Source organism: Pannonibacter phragmitetus DSM 14782 (assembly GCF_000382365.1).
In the GTDB taxonomy this organism is placed as follows: Bacteria; Pseudomonadota; Alphaproteobacteria; order Rhizobiales; family Stappiaceae; genus Pannonibacter; species Pannonibacter phragmitetus.
On the sequence record NZ_KB908231.1, the window covers coordinates 1 to 17,425 of the forward strand.

Genomic DNA, 17,425 nt, shown 5'->3' on the forward strand with positions numbered 1-17,425 from the left:
TTCCCAAGGATGTCCGGCGGATCATTTATACGACGAATGCCATCGAGGCCTTGAATTCCAAGCTACGCCGCGCGGTACGGGCAAGGGGCCACTTCCCCTCTGACGAGGCGGCCACCAAACTCCTGTATCTGGTCTTGAACAGATCGGAGAAAGAGTGGAAAATGCCAGCCAGAGAATGGGCGATGGCTAAATCCCAATTCGCAGTTCTCTTCGCGGACCGTTTCCAAGCCGCGAGGGCGTAAACAGAAATGTTCAACCGCACGCCCGTACACGAAATTCCTGACACTCCCGTCATAAGCCGACCTGGCCGCTCTGGAGTGTTCATTCAAACCGATTCGAAAACCGGAGTGGGTCACCAAGCGGGTGCTCGCGGGGCGAAGAACAAGCGAAGAAATCCAATCGCAATTGCCCACTCCATCTGAATTGTTTTGAGCCCAAATCCTTCGCCGCCCTGGTTTCGCAAAACGTGCCTTTTAGCGCCACCGACCTCCTGCTTTAAGGAAGCCGCCTCATTGCAGCAACCAGCTCGCCAGCGCCTTTGCTCCTTCCAAATCAAGCCTGCTGGAGAGAGCATCCTGCTGAAGCAGCTGGGTCGACAGATAAGAATGGAACTTCTCGAAACTCAGGCTGACATCCGTCGAGAATAGATCAATTTCCTCGGCTTCGGAGATTTCCCGAAGAGCGTCCGGCACTGAAATTTTCGCCTTGTCCTGAAGCACTTCCAGGAAGCCGTCGTAAGTTTGGACCTGGAACCCGAAGTTGCGAAGAGCCAGTGCCAGGGTAGTGTTCTTCACGCTGCCGCACCGGGTCGCGAGCAAGGTGGTACGCTCTCCAAGCGGAATAATCCGATCAGCGACTTCGTTGAGCCACTCGTACGTTGACCGCGCTTCCGCAAGCAGCTGCCTAGCCTGCTGATCCAGGTAGACGGGAACTGTCTCCCCCTCAAGTATTTCGAACATCTTCTCTATGACGCGGTCATCGATTTCGCCTGCATCGCCGCCGAAAACCGGCGCAACCCCTTGCCGTGAGGGGCGGACCATGAGCACCTTTTCCTGATCGTGAAGCTCAACGACCTCCCACCTTCGTCCAGAAAAGATGATGGTCATTCCCGGTGCCAGCATGTTGTCGATCGGCAATGTGCCAAGCTCCTTGCCATCCGCCACAACACGATATTCCTCTGGAGTCATGAAAACGGCATAGAAGCTATAGTGCTCGACAAGCCGCTCGCCCTTGCCTCCCAGCATGAGCAGTCCGCCGGACGCCTGCTCAATCAGCCCAACCTCCGGGGCTCCAAGCCTTCTCAGCACTTGAAGGAACATCTCCTGGGAGACGTTGTGAAAGGGCCCCTTTTCGCAAAGGGTCGTATAGAGGCGCCTGGCGCTCGCGCCACCCCGCTCCGCGATGACCGAGAGGATCTGATGGACCAGAGTGGAGAGATGGAGCGCCTTGTCTTTGGGGGCTTCACACCAGCGTTCAAGCAGCAGCTGGATCATCGCAATCGACCGGACGAGACCGAGCCGCAGCCGATCCGAAAAGGCGCTCGAACTAAGCAGATCTGCTTCGATCGCATATTGCCTTAGAACCGCCGGCTGCCCTGCCCTGCGCCCCGACCTTCCCATTCTCTGGCGCAGGGAAGCGACCGTGAAAGGCGCACCGATCTGCGCAACACATGCGACATCACCGATGTCTATCCCCAATTCCAGGGTTGAGGTGCAGATCGCAGTTGTCGGCAATCGTGCGTCCTTCAATCGCTTTTCGACGAACTCGCGGTGATCCCGGGACAGGCTTGCGTGATGGGCGTAGAACTCCTGCGGAAGATTTGCCTCCCTGCACATAGTGCTGAGACGATCCGCAAACACCTCCACCCTGTTCCTGGCTCCGGCGAAAACGAGATTGTCGGATCCGCGCAGCTTCTCGAACAAATGCATGGAAATCGCCTGTATCGAAGCGTCCGGACTTTCATCCTTTCCCCCTGCGGCATAGCCTTTCAGTTGCAGCTTGAGTTCAGCCTCGCTTTCTTCCCCGACGATGGGTATGACCTCATCCGGAGCGCTGGGCCGCAAGAAGGACCTGGCGAGTTCCATGTCCCCGAGCGTAGCCGAAAGCCCGATGCGTCGAACACGCTTTCCCGTTGCAATTTCCATGCGAGTGAACAGAGACCGAAGCTGAACGCCACGTTCGGAATCCAGAAGCGTATGCAGCTCATCAATGACGATCGCATTCAACCGGGAAAACAACTTCGGCACCAGGGTGCTCTTGGTGACGAAAATCGCCTCCAGAGATTCAGGCGTGATCAAAAGAATACCGCGGGGATTCTTCTGGGCGCGAGCCTTCACTGAAGACGGCACGTCGCCATGCCATGGTATCACCGGAAGCCCCGCCTTTTCGCATATCTCTTCGAGACGGCGGGTCTGATCATTGATGAGCGCCTTCAGCGGCCCGACATAAAGGATATTGAAGCCGGCCTGCTGCCCGGCTTCCTCCTGGTCGACCGCCTGGGATATCAGGGGCAGGAACGCAGCTTCCGTCTTTCCGCCTGCCGTCGAGGCTGAGATGATAAGGTCGCATGTACCATCAATCACCGCGTGGACGGAGCGTGCCTGAATATCGCGCAGCTCTCTCCAGCCTTGATCCCGGATCCACCTCTGTACAGGGCGCGCCAGTTTGTCGTAGGCAGTCATCAAAGCCTGAAGCTTGCCAGATCGTCGTCCCCGCCGGCGCCGGCGTGCGATGCGCCTGGAACGTCGTCAATGTCGCTCATGTCGTCTCCGCCGTCCGTGGCGATGGAAATACCGTCAATCAGGTCAGACCATTGCGTGCCCGGGTTCTGCTCCAGCACTGCGAGCATGTTCACAAACGCTGTCACCGTGTTGCGCGGCGTGCGGAAGTAAGCCTCACCAATCCGCGCGGAACAGTGAACCATGAAGGCTTGAAGCGCCTCGTCGGGAAGTGCTGACCCCGGTTCCTGCATGACAGCACGGATGTTGCCCAGGAGTACGAACATGTCTTCGGGTGTCAGGTTAGCCAGCCGGATGACCGGCCCTGACAGATCGATCAGACCGTCGCGCACGAAGGTGTTCTCCGCCAGACGGGATTGCAGGGCCTCGTAGCTGTAAAGCCCCCTGCGCGTGTTCATGAGAAACTCAGGCGTCCCGCCCATCATGAAACCCAGATGTGCAGCCGAGCCTTGCAGAACATCGTTGAGGATGCGGAGAATTTGCTCGTAATTTGCATTTCTCGCCTGGGAAGATGTCAGCTTGAAGAGATTGACCATCTCATCAAGCGAGACGAGAAGCCCCTTGTATCCGGCGGCACACACAAACTCCGACATCAATTTCAGATGATCGTAGACGCTAGCATCATCGACGATCGTGCGCACCCCAAGCGCCTTCCTTGCGTCGGTCTTGGTTGAAAACTCGCCGCGCAGCCATCGCAGCGCTGCCGACTTCAGATCGTCATCACCGCTTTCATGCCCATCCCAGTACCGGTGCAAGACGGTGGCAAAATCATATCCACCTGTCAGTTCCTCGAAATGGGCAAGCCTTTCACGTATGATGGTTCCTGTCTCGATCCCTTTGCTTTGGGCCTCCTGGTGCGCCTGACTGACAAAGCGTTCCACGACGCTTGTCAGCGCGCCTCCGTCCGGCTTGGTCCGGGTCGACAGGTTACGGGCCATTTCGGCATAAAGCCCCCGCGCCTGCCCTCCGGTGGCGTGCAGCCTGCGGTCGGGAGCCAGATCGGCTGACATGACCACCAGCCCCTTCTCAAGTGCAACGAGACGAATGAGGTTCAGGAAAAAGGTCTTGCCCGAACCATATTCTCCAATGATGAAACGGATTGCAGAACCACCGTCCGCGATCCGCTCCATGTCATTGATCAGCTCCTGAATTTCGCGAGCGCGGCCAACCTGTATGTGCTGCAATCCCAACTTGGGAACCACCCCAGCCCTCAAGGCCTGAATGATCGTATCGCGATCCTTGCGCTTGATCCCTGCCACAACGCCCTCCCTAGACGCTTTCCCTAAGCTCTTGAACAACATCAATATTCAAATCATAGCCATCATATTCTTCGATAAGCGCATCATCGAACCTGGCATAGGCCCACTCGTTGATGGCTTCCAGGCACCCCGCAACCATGAGCTTGTGCCTGCCAGCCAGACCGTCGAACTCCTCATCGGTCCAATGGTCTCGCAAAATGAGGTCGGAGAGGAAGGCGGCGTGTCCTGCACTCAGTCCGGCAAAGCGGGAGCCGGAATCACTGCTCACCTCGATCTCGTCGTCTTCGTCCGCCAGTTCATTGCCAAAGATCGATCCGAGAACGCTCGAGACGCTTGCCGTATCCGATTGTATGGCGGCAATCCTCCCGGCATCCAGCTTGAGCGGAGAGCCCTCTTCGGCCGGCAGGGTTTCCCCGTTCCTTGCCTTCTGTTCGGCTCGGACTGTAACAGGCACATCCCTGAAGACGGTTGAATGGATGTCCGAATAGACATCCGCTGTGTCCACGCCGAGAGCCTTGTAGATTTTTTCGATGCCTCCAACCTCCTCGGGCCGAAGCAAGCTGTCGGCATGGGCCATGGTCACCGCGAAGTCCCGGATGGCCTTTTGCTGTTCCGGCGTCGCAGCCTTCAATTTGCCCCTGAGCAGTGACATGTCTGGCGGAACCATCAGGAGCCATTTCAGGTTGGCGAGCAGACGTGCCTGTTCGGCGGGGGTAAGATCCGCCTGGCCGGCAATGGCATTCTTCAAGGCTGCTTCCTCGGAAGGCACCACAGTACCGTCCGCCTGGGCGACAAAGGTCCCGACCGCCAACTGGATGAGAGCTGCACGATAGCGATCCGTCACATCTCCAAGATGTATGTCGTCGTCTGGCAGCTTGAACAGAACGACAGGATCCCCCACCTTGGGGCTCCTGAGGGAAAAGCGAGGATCCGGGGCCATTCCGGCGCCCAATCTGGCAAGAGCGTCGGCCGCGTCCGAGAGTTGCCGTTTCCCGACCTTTTCCGGATACGCCCCTTCCAGTCTATAAATGACGTCCACGAGGGAAACGAGCCCCCCGTCATTGATAATGGCGCCGGCCCAGCCGGACAGGGCATCCAGCTCTTCGGATGGAAACAGTTTCCAGAGTTCCTTGGGGAGCAAGGCTTGCGCCTCGACACTCCCCCGCCCCTCCGGATTGCGTGACAGGTAGCGACTGAACCTGTCGAGCTCGTTCATTGCCTCATCGGCAATTTCCTGAGCGATCGTGACTGGCTTCTTCAGGTTGGAAATGTCCGCGAGCTCTTTCCCGCCGATCTTGGGTGTAAAGTCAAATGTGAACTCGCTTGAAGCGGCCTCATAAGTGCCTTTAAGCACCCGCTTCGGCTTGCTCACATTCAATCCCTTAGGATACCGGGAAACGAACTTCTCCCGAAACAGAGCCTGAAATTCGTCAGGGCAACGCCTGGCTACGGTCCGCACCTGACTTTCAGGATGTAACCGCCACCACTGAAACACGATTTCAGCATCCAACGGCTTCTCTTGCTCCAAAAATATTCCGACCGATACCCTTAATGAAAGAGGCAGGCCAATTTCATATCGACGGGTCAAGAGATAGTTATCCTCACCCCTCCCCAACACAACGGAAGCGTAGTCGATAAAATTTCCAAGATATTTTTGCACTGAATAGTTATCTTGGAAGAGAGACCGAAGTCTTTTAACTTCGTCAAAAATAATATTTTTCTCTTCAGTTCCGGAAAAATTCTCGCAGAAACGTCGCTCCAAACCGTAGAAATAGAGAAACAGGTAGCCGGGATTGTAAGCCGTATCGTTTCGGCCAGAGCGAAGCCACTCCAGATAGGTCGCCCGCGATGAGGCCGAGATCTCGGAATAGCTGGGCCAATAACCCATGCCATTCCCCTCAAGATCAGTCCCGCTTTTTGCGACCGAAAGCGTCGGATCGATATAAGCGCGGCATTTCGTATCATACGGGCCAATTCGGGGCGGCACCCCGACATAAACCAGACCGCCAATCGTCCGACCGGCGACTTCCACAGATTGCCCGCTAGGGATCCAGCGTGAACTGGAGTTTGTCCTCGCCATATTGCCCATCAATGGCGCGGCCACCTTCCACTCTCGAGCATGTTCGGACACAGGGCGATTTGTCAGGGCTTCTTGCTTCGATGTCTTGGGTTGAGCCGGCTCCTGGTCCTGCAGCGGCAACAGGTCATCGGGTCCCGCTTCAGCAACTTTCGAAGCCTTCCTCCTCCTGCGGCGATGAACAAGCCAGATTAGGCCCCCCAAAACGCCAGCGAACCACCACCAGGTTTTTGTTCCTGCTGGAGCACGGCTCGTTTCCAAGTTTTCTGCGGTAGTGACAGTCTGTCGTCGTATTGGGGGCACCAGAGATTGTGGATCCGTGGGTTGCAGCGCCTTGCTCGCAGCCGGGACTGAATTCACGCGATCCTTGCTGGGCTCTTCAGCGGAAGCCGAAGGCGGCGCCATGACCGGCGGAACGGGCTGTGCTGCTTGTACACCTCCCCCTTGCTTGTCGACCGAACCGGCTACGGGGCCAGCCAGACTGTCAGTGGACTGCACGGGTTGTTCCGTATGTGTGGCTGAAGGCGGGGGAATCTGTTCGGATCTAGCCGGCGTAACCCGCGGCTGCCGCAGGAGCGCCGCAGTCGCGGCGTCCGGCTTCCCGGTAACCGCCAGCCCGTTTGCCGCCTGATATGCCTTCAACGCCCTCTCGGTTCGCCGCCCCATGAAACCGTCAGCCGGGCCGGCATCATATCCCTGGTCGGTCAGAAGCTTCTGAACCTCTCGGGTTGCAGCGTCCTGGGCCAATGCCAACTGAAACCCGCCAGCCACCCAAATACAGGCCAACATCAAGGTCAAAATAGATTTGATGTGCTTTAAAACGCTGCCTCGCACCATTCAAAATCCAGCAGAAAAAGTCCGTCTATGCTTCCCAGCATTGCATATATCGCCAAAGGTTCTCAACTCTAGAATGTCTCGCTGTCGAGATCGCGATTGGGTCGAATGGACCTTCGAGCGAACTTTCCAATATCAGCCGTGCCTGCAAGGACGGACACCCCTCAAGGCCTTCGTCGGTGGTCTGCAAAAGCCCCTGAAACACTGCCGGAAAAAACGAAGGGAGAGGCACTGACAACCAGACCCAAACAGGCTTCGATATAGCCAGAAACCCGAGCTGCTTGAACCCGCTTCAAAACGCTGCACCGTGAGGGGAATACCATCTTTGTACGCTTGAAGCGGTGAGGCAGACATGAAGATTGAAACAAGTCACTATCCGCAGTTCAGGCTGCTCTGCTGGAGCCATCCCGGAAATACGGTGCTGGACGGACAGGATGCTTCTGATCTTTACGAGCGCAACTGGCGTTTTGTCGATACGGAAGCTCTTGAGGACGGCGAACGCAGCCCGATCGCCCTGCTGACGGCACGCTATGGCAACGGCATCATGCTGGCTGCCTGAGGCTGGCATGGCGAGGTGTTCTTTAAGCGCCCGCACCATCAGGCCATTCTGACTGCCCTGCATTGAATATGCCGAAGGCGGCCCCGGTTGGGCCGCCTCCATCAGGTTTCAGCTTTCATAGCAAGGCGCTGGGATGCTGGCGCATCACGCCTTGAAATTGCTCATGCGCCGCACGGGCTTGACCAGCATTCAATTAGCCAAGCTTATTGAAGTGGTCTGAGACCTCAGCTTTCCGCCGTTCCCCGCGCCTTGCGGGTGGCCTCGAGGGCTTTTTGCAGGTAGGCGTCGCGGTCGTAGACATCGCCGAAATAGCCGATGCTGCCATCCGTCTGCGGCCAGGCGGTGAAATAGGCGATATAGACCGGGATGTTCCCGGCAACGTCTTCCGAGTTGTTCTTGCCCGTGGCAATGCGGCTGGCCACATGCGCCTCGGTCTTGCCCAGCACGGCGGCGGCCATGGCGCGCGGGTCGGCAAGGCGCACGCAGCCGTGGCTGAAGGCGCGCATATCCTTCTTGAACAGCGAGCGCGACGGCGTGTCATGCATATAGATGGCGTGCTTGTTGGGGAAGAGGATCTTCAGCTCGCCAAGCGCATTGTCATCGCCCGGGCGCTGTCGCACGTTGACCCGCATCTTGCCGGTCGCCACCGCATGCCAGTCGACACTGGCCGAGGAAACCGGTTTGCCCGCCACCGTCGTCACTTCATATCCGGCCTTGTCGAGCCATGCCGGATCCTGCTGCAGCTTCGACAGCTTCTCATTGACAATGATCGAATAGGGCACGCCCCAATAGGGGTTGTATTCCACCGTCTCGATGGTGTCGTAGAAGAAGTTGGTCTGGTTCGACTTCTTGCCGATGACCGCGCGCATTTCCAGCGGCGCCTTGCCCGGCTCGAAATAGGCAACCGTGAAGGCCGGCTGGTTGATGAAGACGCGGCGCTCGCCAAGATTCTCCGGCAGCCAGCGCATCCGCTCCAGCGCCAGTTCCACCTTGGCGATCTTCGAGGCATTGCTTTCCCCCGTCAGCGCCTGGATCGTGCCCGCCCCGACCACGCCATCGGCATTGAGCCCGGCTTCGGCCTGATAGGCCTTGACCAGATCTTCGATGGCATCGCTGTAAAGCTCCTCACCCATATAGGTGTCGAGCAGATCCTTGTGCGCCTCCAGCAGCGCCGCAGAGCCGCGCAGGCGGATGGCGGCGACCACATTCTTCACCTCGGGGCTGGACTTGCCCGGCTTCAGCAGGGTGCCGGCCGCAATCACCACCTGCGGGGTATCGGAGGTCTCGCGCTTCAACCGCGCCAGCTCTTCCACCAGCGCGGTGAACTGGGGCGATGCCAGCTGGCGCGAGCGCAGGTACTGTCCCGCATCGGCTGCAGCCGCCAGCCCTTTCGCCTCGGCCGTCAGGTCCACCTTGTGGCGCGGCAGGTCGTGATAGCCGGAGATGCGGTTCGGATCGACCCGGCCACGGCGCGCGTCCAGCACATAGGTCAGCGCCGCGATGGAGGCCTTCACCTCAAAATCCACCAGAGCCGCATCGCGGGCGGCCGGCTCAAGGCCGGTGAGCGCAGGCGCCTCGACCCGGTAATCGGCCGGATCCAGCCCGAAATCCCCTGCCCGCTCCAGCTCGGATTTCAGCGCGGCGAACCGGGCACCGGGCGCGCCATTTTCGACCCAGACGAAACGCGGCTCCTGCGCATAGAACGCTTCGACCGCCTTGGCCACTTCCGGCAAGGCCTTGAAGCTGAGCGCGGCAAAGGCCGGGCGCGCAGCGTCAAATGCCAGAGCCGCCGCGTGCCCGGCGGGCGAATCTATGCTGCCGGTCTGGTCAGCCGCAGCTTGAGGTGCAACGGCCTGAGCGGACACAGGCAGAACTGCGCCAGTCCCGCCGGACGCGGCACCACCTGGCGTTTGCCCTGCGGCGGGCTGCGGGCTTGCCGCCAGCGCCTTCAGAGAAAAAGCCGCCAGCTGATCGGCCTTGTAGGTGTAATATTTCGGAGCTGAGACCTTGTTGGCAGCGATCACGGCCTTGTCCAGCACGGGCGCCGGTGCCGGCAGAACAGGCTGCGGCTCTTCCACAGGGCGCCCGCCGAAAATCCGGTCCAGAAATGCAGCGGCCGGCTGAACGCTGGCGGTCAGCGTGAGAGAAGCTATGGCAGCGCTTGCCAGGAGTGTGGAGAGGAAACGTGCGGGCTGCAGCGTATGACGCATGGTCTCAAAAGGCCTCAAGCTCGAAATCAGATGAGGACCGGCCACTCGCCCCCGGGGCCAATCCGCTCAATGATGCCGGGGCAGTCCGCAAAGCCTCGCAGGTTCGGGATTTTGCCGCTGTGACCGGTGTCACAGGAACGGCGGACCGGCATATTGGGCACGGTTTCCGAACGTTCAGACCCTGCAGACTGTTCCGCTGGCAGAGCGCAAAGCTACCCTGCCAGCAGCAACCAGATGGTTAATGAAACCCAACCTTCACAACAGTTTGAAGCGGATGCCCGGCCTTCGCGCGACCCTGCATTGCTCTGCAAGGGCTGCCATCAGGCCCGGCCATCTGCAGGTTTCCGCGAGGCTCCGTCAGAACGGGATCTCGTCGTCCATGCCGCCGCCATAGCCGCCGCCTGCACCACCGGAGCCGCCAGAGCCACCGCCATAACCGCCGCTGCCACTGGAGCCGCCACCGTAACCGCCGCCGCTGCCAGAACCACTGCCATAGCCGCCGCCACCGCCGCCGCTGGAGCCACCATCATAGCCACCGCCTGAGCCATAATCCGGCAGTGCGCCACCACCGCCGCCACCGCCGCCTTCGCCGCGCCCGTCCAGCATGGTCAGTGCCGAGTTGAAGCCCTGCAGCACCACTTCAGTGGAGAAGCGCTCCTGACCGCTCTGGTCCTGCCATTTGCGGGTCTGCAGCTGCCCCTCGATGTAAACCTTCGCGCCCTTGCGAAGATATTGCTCGGCGATCTTGCAAAGGCCTTCATTGAAGATCACCACCCGGTGCCATTCGGTGCGCTCGCGCCGCTCGCCCGACCCGCGGTCCCGCCACGTCTCGGACGTGGCGATGCGCAAATTGGCGATGGGACGGCCATCCTGCGTGCGGCGGATCTCGGGATCCGCACCCAGATTGCCAACCAGAATGACCTTGTTCACGCTACCCGCCATACCAGTGGCTCCTGCTTTTGTCTGTCGTTTGTCGTCCAATCCCGGCACGGGCACAGCCCAAGGCCGGCGCCGCCCTGCGCCTGTCCGCTGCTCACAAGAACAGCCTGGAAACACGCCCCTTCCGGCCCGGAAGCCAGATCAGGCGCCCTCCTGGACGGCAGCAGAAACCGGTTGATGGGGCGACCCTAACGCCTCTTCGCCCCTCATGCGAACCATTCCGCCCGGCTGCGCCGCGTTGTCCACAAACCTGGCCGCTTTCAAGCCGCTGCAGGCATAGATTGTTCTTTTTTTGTTCCTATGGTCAAGAGCCATTTTCCTGCTTTCGCATCAAAGACCCGCCACAGCCGGAAAAGAGGCACAACAGCAGTTTTTCACGGAGATGCGGCTTGCTTCGCAGTTTTGTTCCTGTTACGTTCACACTCCGAAATGTGATCCGGAAGACCCGCAAAAAACGTAGGCCAGGCCGCAGACTGTAAGAGGCTTGTCTTGAACATGCGAAGGAAGGACCGCAGATGATACAGACGGAACATTCCGGGCAGACGGGTCCGTCCCTGCCGGTCAAGCATGAACCATCGCCGCAGCTCAGGCGTTTCTCAGGCTGACTTTTCACGAGCCCTCAACCGCGCCTGACCGGAACAGGCCAGGACATTCTCATCCGCACAGCATTTTGCCAGTTGAGGCCTGTTGTGCGGCGCTTATAACTGCTGCCAGTTTTCATGCCCGCGCCGGGCAAGTTCAGGACGATACCGATGGCCAAGGATGCCGCCGCCGAACCGCAGAGCAAGGAACAGGGATCTGCCCTGACGGGCCTCAGCCGTGACAAGATGATTTCCATCCGCGGCGCGCGCGAGCACAACCTCAAGAACGTTGATCTGGACCTGCCGCGCGACAAGCTGATCGTGATGACGGGCCTGTCCGGTTCGGGCAAGTCGTCTCTCGCCTTCGACACGATCTATGCGGAAGGCCAGCGCCGCTATGTCGAAAGCCTCTCGGCCTATGCACGCCAGTTTCTGGAGATGATGCAGAAGCCGGATGTGGACCAGATCGACGGCCTGTCTCCCGCCATCTCGATCGAACAGAAAACCACCTCGCGCAACCCGCGCTCGACGGTGGGCACGGTCACCGAGATCTATGACTACATGCGTCTGCTGTTTGCGCGCGTGGGCACCCCCTACTCGCCAGCGACGGGCTTGCCAATCGAGAGCCAGACCGTCAGCCAGATGGTCGACAGGGTCATGTCGCTGGAGGAAGGCACCCGGCTTTATCTGCTGGCTCCGGTGGTGCGCGGGCGCAAGGGCGAATACCGCAAGGAACTGGCCGAGCTGATGAAAAAGGGCTTCCAGCGGGTCAAGATCAACGGCGAGTTTCATGAGATTTCCGAGGCCCCTGCCCTCGACAAGAAGTTCAAGCATGACATCGATGTGGTGGTGGACCGCATCGTCGTGCGTGAGGACATTGCAGGCCGTCTTGCCGATTCCTTCGAAACGGCGTTGAAGCTGGCCGATGGCATTGCCATTGCCGAGTTTGCGGACAAGCCGCTGGAAATCGCCACCGGCAAGGATGCGGTGCTGCAGAACCGCAATGAAACCCATGAGCGGATCATCTTTTCGGAGAAATTCGCCTGCCCGGTGTCCGGCTTCACCATCCCCGAGATCGAGCCCCGCCTCTTCTCCTTCAACAACCCCTTCGGCGCTTGCCCGTCCTGTGATGGCCTCGGCACAACGCTGGCCTTCGAGGCGGACCTGGTGGTGCCCGACCAGAGCCTGTCACTGCGCGAGGGCGCGGTGCTGCCCTGGGCCAAGACCGGTTCGACCTCGCCCTATTATGCCCAGACGCTGGAAGCCATCTGCCGGCATTTCAAGGTGTCCATGGCAACGCCCTGGCGCGAGCTGCCGGATGACGTGCGCCATGCGGTGCTGTATGGCACCGGCAAGACCGAGCTTGAGTTCGTCTATGACGACGGTGTGCGCAGCTACCGCGCAAAGAAGACCTTCGAAGGCGTTCTGGGCAATATCGAGCGGCGCTGGCGCGAAACGGATTCGGCCTGGGTCCGTGAAGAGCTGGAGCGTTTCCAGTCAAACCACCCCTGCCCGGCCTGTAACGGCTACCGCCTGAAGCCCGAGGCCCTTGCCGTCAGGATTGGCGGCAAGCACATCGGCCACGCGGCGGACATGTCGATCCGCGATGCCGGGGCCTGGTTCAACGGGCTGGATGAGGCGCTGAACGGCAAGCAGCAGGAAATTGCCGCAAGGATTCTCAAGGAAATCCGCGAGCGGCTGAAATTCCTCAATGATGTGGGGCTGGAGTATCTGTCGCTGTCACGCAATTCCGGCACGCTGTCGGGCGGCGAAAGCCAGCGGATCCGTCTCGCCTCACAGATCGGCTCCGGCCTGACGGGCGTTCTTTATGTACTGGACGAGCCGTCGATCGGCCTGCATCAGCGCGACAATGCAAGGCTTCTCGACACGCTGCGCCACCTGCGCGATCTCGGCAACACCGTGATCGTCGTGGAGCATGACGAGGATGCAGTGCTGACGGCCGATTATGTGGTGGATGTGGGCCCGGGCGCTGGCGTCCATGGCGGCCAAATCGTCTCCAAGGGCACGCCGGCGCAGATCATGGCAGACCCGAACTCGCTCACTGGACAATATCTGAGCGGAACGCGCGGCATCGCCTTGCCCGCAGAGCGGCGCAAGATCAACAAGAAGCGGCAGATCAAGGTCATCGGCGCGCGCGGCAACAATCTGAAGAATGTCACGGCGGAGATTCCGCTTGGCACCTTTACCTGCATCACCGGCGTCTCGGGGGGCGGCAAGTCCACTTTCCTCATCGACACCCTGTTCCGGTCGGCCGCGCGGCGGCTCAACGGCGCACGCGAGAACCCTGCCCCGCATGACCGGATCGAGGGGCTGGAGCATCTCGACAAGGTGATCGACATCGACCAGTCACCCATCGGCCGGACACCGCGCTCGAATCCTGCGACCTACACGGGAGCCTTCACGCCGATTCGTGAATGGTTCGCCAGCATGCCGGAATCAAAGGCGCGCGGCTATCAGCCCGGACGCTTCTCCTTCAACGTCAAGGGCGGCCGCTGCGAAGCCTGCCAGGGCGATGGCGTCATCAAGATCGAGATGCACTTCCTGCCGGACATCTATGTCACCTGCGACGTCTGCAAGGGCAAGCGCTACAACCGCGAGACTCTCGAGGTGCAGTTCAAGGGCAAGTCGATCGCCGACGTGCTCGACATGACCGTTGAAGAGGCGGCAGGCTTCTTCTCGGCCGTTCCGGCGGTGCGGGAAAAGATGGAAACCCTGGCACAGGTGGGCCTTGGCTATATCAAGGTGGGCCAGCAGGCGACGACGCTCTCTGGCGGTGAGGCACAGCGTGTGAAGCTCGCCAAGGAACTGTCACGCCGGTCCACCGGCCGCACACTCTATATCCTCGACGAGCCAACGACCGGCCTGCATTTCCACGATGTTGCCAAGCTGCTGGAGGTGCTGCACGAGCTGGTCGAGCAGGGCAATTCGGTGCTGGTGATCGAGCATAATCTCGAGGTCATCAAGACAGCGGACTGGCTGATCGACTTTGGCCCCGAGGGCGGTGATGGCGGCGGCACGGTGGTGGCCGAAGGCCGTCCGGAGGATGTTGCCGCGAATCCCGCAAGCCATACCGGGCAGTTCCTCAAGGAGCTGCTGGAGCGCCGCCCGCAAAAGCGGACCGCCGCCGCCGAGTGACAAAGAAGGGGCCGCTCTGAACGGGAGCCCCGCCCTCTCCGGGAGCAGACGCGGGTGCTGAGGAAGCATAGACGCGCTACATATCCGCCGCCTTGGGCGATGTGGAGATTGAAGGCCAGTTTGCTGCGGGAGCTGCCCGGCGGGCTGGCATGGCCTGCGGTATGGACGTGAGGCCTGCCGGGTGCTGTCTTCAGCAGTTTCCGGCATATCTTCCGCGAGCAAGCGGGCTGACCCGCGGGCCGAAGCGGCGGTCCGGGGGAGCTGGAAAGCTGCAGATCCCTGACGGGACGCAGGTGCCCGTATCATGTCTATTGAGGGCCACGGGTTCCCGGCCCCGGCCTTGCTGCTGGCCCATCATACCAAGGCTTTCGATGCTGACGCATCATGCTTGAACATGTTTAAACGCCGCACCGGCTTGTACCGCCCTGAAAATGCTCAAGCGCCGCACGGGCTTATACCAATGCTCGATGCGTCAAGCTCACCGAGCATTGGTATAAGCCGGGACAACAGAATGCGGGGAAGTGCCCTCATCAGGAGGATGGGTGGCAATAGGGATAAGGCACAGTCCCGCTGCAGGGATCGCAAGGTGCAGAGGCTGCAGGCTGGGCAAGGCGGAGACAATACAGGGCCCGCTTTGCCGTGTTTCGCACCTGACAGGCAAGGTGCAGCAGCTATCCGCCCCAGCCTCTTCCTGAAACACGGCTGTTCTGTCTCAAATCAGCTTTGACCTTCCGCAAGGCAGAGGTGGATCCCTTGTGGCAGCTTCCAAAGTATGGCTCACGCCATGCACCCGGCGTATGTGACATGCGCGAATCCGGCTTTCGCTGCATTGCAATACAAGTCTTGCGGCAGCACGCAATCGGGACACAACCGGAAGCCTCCTGCGCATTTCCTGCTGCAGCGCGAATTTCTGCGATTTTATCGGTTTAAATGCCCTTCATCACACCTGATGACCGCTCATCATCGTTTGTTTTTCCGCTTTGCATAATTCGCATGACTGACATGCCAAACTTCCACTTCTCGCAAATGCGAAAACGGACTATCTCTTGGACATCGGAACGGCGCTGCACCGCACAATGGCCAAACCGGCCGCGGGCCGACAGCTGACGCTCCAGACGGTTCAAGGAACACGAAAATGATCGACACTGTTGTTCGCAAGTACAATTCCTGGGTCAACTACCGCCGCACGGTGGACGAGCTGTCCCGTCTGTCCAATCGCGAACTCAGCGACCTGGGCATTGGCCGCGGCGATATCCGTTTCATCGCACGCCGCGCCAGCATGTAATCGAGATCGCGGTCACGGGCTCTCCTCCTCCCAAGCCTTGTGACTGTGTGCCGGCGGGGTTCTTCTCCTCCCAAACCCTGCCTGCTGAAACAGCGCCCGCCAGTACCTCCTCCCACTGGCGGGCGTTCGTTTGTCTGATGTTCGATACGTCTTTCAAATCAAATCGTTAGATCTGATGTCAGGCTGCCGCAGATTTGCCGGCGGCCTTTTTGCTGTCCACTCAGCTCCTCCCTCCGCTCACCGCTACCCCCTTCCGGCGAAGCAACTCTACGGCAGGTGCGCAACCCTGATTCCACCCCGCGGCGGAGGGCGCCGCCACAATCCGGCCATATGCCCTTCACCTGTGCAGATGCACATTAATCATGCATTGCATTGCCTGCAGGGCAGGCATGTGGAAGCCCCCATAGCTGAAGCCTGCGAACAAGCCTAGATAAGCGTCACAAGATGCAACGCCAACAAGAGCGCTGCCACAGTTTCAAAGACAAAGCAAAGAACGGATAAAATCATGCTGCACGACATCGTCTCCAAGTATCGCTCGTGGAAGAAGTACCGCGCCACCTATGAAGAGCTGGCCCGCATGTCCTCGCGTGAGCTGAGCGACATCGGCATCTCCCGCGCAGACATCGCCTCCGTCGCCCGCGGGGCCATGCGCTAAGACGCAGCCCCGGCCTGTTTTCGCTGCTCTGCAGCATAAGCAGGCCAGCCATGCAGAATTGTGCATGGCAGTATCGCCAGACCCGCGGTACAACATACTCAACAACGGGGCGCCAAGCGGTGCCTCAGTTCTCCCGGGCCAAAGGACTCCTCCTCCCACCTGCGGTCCGGAACAAGCCGGTTCTCCTCCTCCCGAACCGGCTCTGGAAAGAGCGCTCGCCGAACTCCTCCTCCCATCGGCGAGCGCTTTTCTCGTTTTAAGCCCCCTTCCTTCGGAATTTTCGTCACCAGGCACCTGCTGCGCCAAACCAGCTTTCGAGCGGCTGCACCACAGGCGGTTTCGCATTGGCACGCACCCAGCTGTCGATGGCATAGGCCTGACCGCCCGCGCTTTCCCGCAGAACCGCCGTGGCATGCGGATAGCGCCCGTCCAGCAGGAAGCCGCGCGCCACGGGCGACGCAACGCGGTGGTGGCGCAACAGCCCCGCACGCTCTGCATAAAGAAGCAGGCTGGTGGTGTTGCTGGCCTCGTCGATACAGTCCATCTGACCCGGCACACCGGCATTGCGCATGTCGAGGCCGCCAATATCCGGCGCAGTTCCAAGCGCTGCCGTCACGCGCGCCTCCTGCCACTGCACGGCCCGGGACACGGCCCTGCGCTCTGCCGCAGGTGATTCCTTGCCTGAGGCGAGAATCGATGCAAGCTTCCGCCTGTCCGCGCTGGAAAAATCCACCGGCGCCTTATAGGTGCAGCCGAAGCCGTGACAGATGTAGAGCCTATCCGCCTTGGGCAGCAGCGCTTTGCGGTCGCGGTACCAGATCTCCGGCCCCAGTTCAGCCTGCGCCGCGCAGCCCGCCAGTACTGTGGCTGCCAGCAGCATCTGAAGGGCGCGTCCTGCCTTGCTGATGTGCAGGTAGTCTGCCTTGGTCTGCATGTGCCGCCTTCGCTTTATGCCGGAGCGCTGCCCGTCCGCGCCAGTCTCCGGACCTCTCTCTGCCCAGCCTACGGCAAATGCACCTGTCCAGCCAAACGCCAGACCGCCCCGGCTCAGGTTCAACGGCGGCTTTCCGTTGCATCGCCCGGGTCATGCGGGTATCAGGGGCTTGAGATGCAGGACCGCAGCGCGGACTGG

General features: G+C 60.1%; 11 protein-coding genes. 5 read left to right on the top strand and 6 right to left on the bottom strand.

Features of this window, described 5'->3' with window-relative positions:
• On the top strand, positions 1–242 hold a 242-nt coding region (locus tag H163_RS23185), incomplete at its 5' end, for a transposase (RefSeq protein ID WP_019966080.1).
• Positions 243–509: 267 nt separating this feature from the next.
• On the opposite strand, the gene H163_RS0118360 is transcribed toward H163_RS23185, so the two are convergent.
• Genes H163_RS0118360 through H163_RS24065 form a run of 3 tightly spaced genes read right to left on the bottom strand, consistent with a single transcriptional unit; the run spans position 510 to position 6,911 of the window.
• Complete coding sequence (locus H163_RS0118360) at positions 510–2,681, bottom strand: DEAD/DEAH box helicase (protein WP_019966081.1); 2,172 nt, start codon at positions 2,679–2,681, stop codon at positions 510–512.
• Positions 2,681–3,997 (bottom strand): ATP-binding protein, encoded by a 1,317-nt coding sequence (locus H163_RS0118365; RefSeq protein ID WP_026356033.1) that lies wholly within the window; start codon positions 3,995–3,997, stop codon positions 2,681–2,683. The genes H163_RS0118360 and H163_RS0118365 overlap by 1 nt, the downstream gene beginning before the upstream one ends.
• Before the next feature lie 10 nt (positions 3,998–4,007).
• On the bottom strand, positions 4,008–6,911 hold the full coding sequence (locus H163_RS24065; RefSeq protein ID WP_019966083.1) for a TerB N-terminal domain-containing protein: 2,904 nt from the start codon (positions 6,909–6,911) through the stop codon (positions 4,008–4,010).
• A gap of 349 nt (positions 6,912–7,260) precedes the next feature.
• Between H163_RS24065 and H163_RS0118375 the strand changes: the two genes are divergently transcribed.
• Positions 7,261–7,467: a hypothetical protein gene (locus H163_RS0118375; protein WP_019966084.1), complete on the top strand. Its 207-nt coding sequence runs from the start codon at positions 7,261–7,263 to the stop codon at positions 7,465–7,467.
• 224 nt (positions 7,468–7,691) lie between these two features.
• On the opposite strand, the gene H163_RS0118385 is transcribed toward H163_RS0118375, so the two are convergent.
• Both H163_RS0118385 and H163_RS0118390 read right to left on the bottom strand, forming a co-directional pair.
• Positions 7,692–9,677 carry a L,D-transpeptidase family protein gene (locus H163_RS0118385; RefSeq protein ID WP_019966085.1) on the bottom strand — a complete coding sequence of 662 codons (1,986 nt, stop codon included), beginning with the start codon at positions 9,675–9,677 and terminating at the stop codon, positions 7,692–7,694.
• A 357-nt stretch (positions 9,678–10,034) separates the two neighbouring features.
• A complete protein-coding gene (locus tag H163_RS0118390) occupies positions 10,035–10,619 on the bottom strand; it encodes a single-stranded DNA-binding protein (protein WP_019966086.1) in 585 nt (194 codons plus the stop codon).
• Positions 10,620–11,443: 824 nt separating this feature from the next.
• On the opposite strand from H163_RS0118390, the gene uvrA reads away from it, so the two are divergent.
• The 3 genes from uvrA (at position 11,444) to H163_RS24075 (ending at position 16,293) form a co-directional block, all read left to right on the top strand.
• The gene (gene uvrA / locus H163_RS0118400; RefSeq protein ID WP_040679225.1) at positions 11,444–14,353 is read left to right on the top strand and encodes an excinuclease ABC subunit UvrA; all 2,910 of its coding nucleotides are present in this window, start codon (positions 11,444–11,446) and stop codon (positions 14,351–14,353) included.
• A gap of 1,135 nt (positions 14,354–15,488) precedes the next feature.
• Positions 15,489–15,638, top strand: a complete 150-nt coding sequence (locus tag H163_RS24070) for a DUF1127 domain-containing protein (protein WP_019966089.1) — start codon at positions 15,489–15,491, stop codon at positions 15,636–15,638.
• Between the two features lie 505 nt (positions 15,639–16,143).
• Entirely contained in the window at positions 16,144–16,293 is a 150-nt protein-coding gene (locus H163_RS24075) for a DUF1127 domain-containing protein (RefSeq protein WP_019966090.1), read from the top strand.
• Positions 16,294–16,576: 283 nt separating this feature from the next.
• Here the strand turns inward: H163_RS24075 and H163_RS0118415 are convergent, their stop codons facing one another.
• Entirely contained in the window at positions 16,577–17,227 is a 651-nt protein-coding gene (locus H163_RS0118415) for a hypothetical protein (protein WP_019966091.1), read from the bottom strand.
• Between the last annotated feature and the right edge of the window lie 198 nt (positions 17,228–17,425).

Coding starts and splice junctions, on each gene's coding strand:
- H163_RS0118360 (WP_019966081.1), bottom strand. CDS start 2,681: ATGACTGCCTACGACAAACTGGCGCGCCCTGTACAGAGGTGGATCCGG.
- H163_RS24065 (WP_019966083.1), bottom strand. CDS start 6,911: ATGGTGCGAGGCAGCGTTTTAAAGCACATCAAATCTATTTTGACCTTG.
- H163_RS0118375 (WP_019966084.1), top strand. CDS start 7,261: ATGAAGATTGAAACAAGTCACTATCCGCAGTTCAGGCTGCTCTGCTGG.
- H163_RS0118385 (WP_019966085.1), bottom strand. CDS start 9,677: ATGCGTCATACGCTGCAGCCCGCACGTTTCCTCTCCACACTCCTGGCA.
- H163_RS0118390 (WP_019966086.1), bottom strand. CDS start 10,619: ATGGCGGGTAGCGTGAACAAGGTCATTCTGGTTGGCAATCTGGGTGCG.
- uvrA (WP_040679225.1), top strand. CDS start 11,444: ATGATTTCCATCCGCGGCGCGCGCGAGCACAACCTCAAGAACGTTGAT.
- H163_RS24070 (WP_019966089.1), top strand. CDS start 15,489: ATGATCGACACTGTTGTTCGCAAGTACAATTCCTGGGTCAACTACCGC.
- H163_RS24075 (WP_019966090.1), top strand. CDS start 16,144: ATGCTGCACGACATCGTCTCCAAGTATCGCTCGTGGAAGAAGTACCGC.
- H163_RS0118415 (WP_019966091.1), bottom strand. CDS start 17,227: ATGCAGACCAAGGCAGACTACCTGCACATCAGCAAGGCAGGACGCGCC.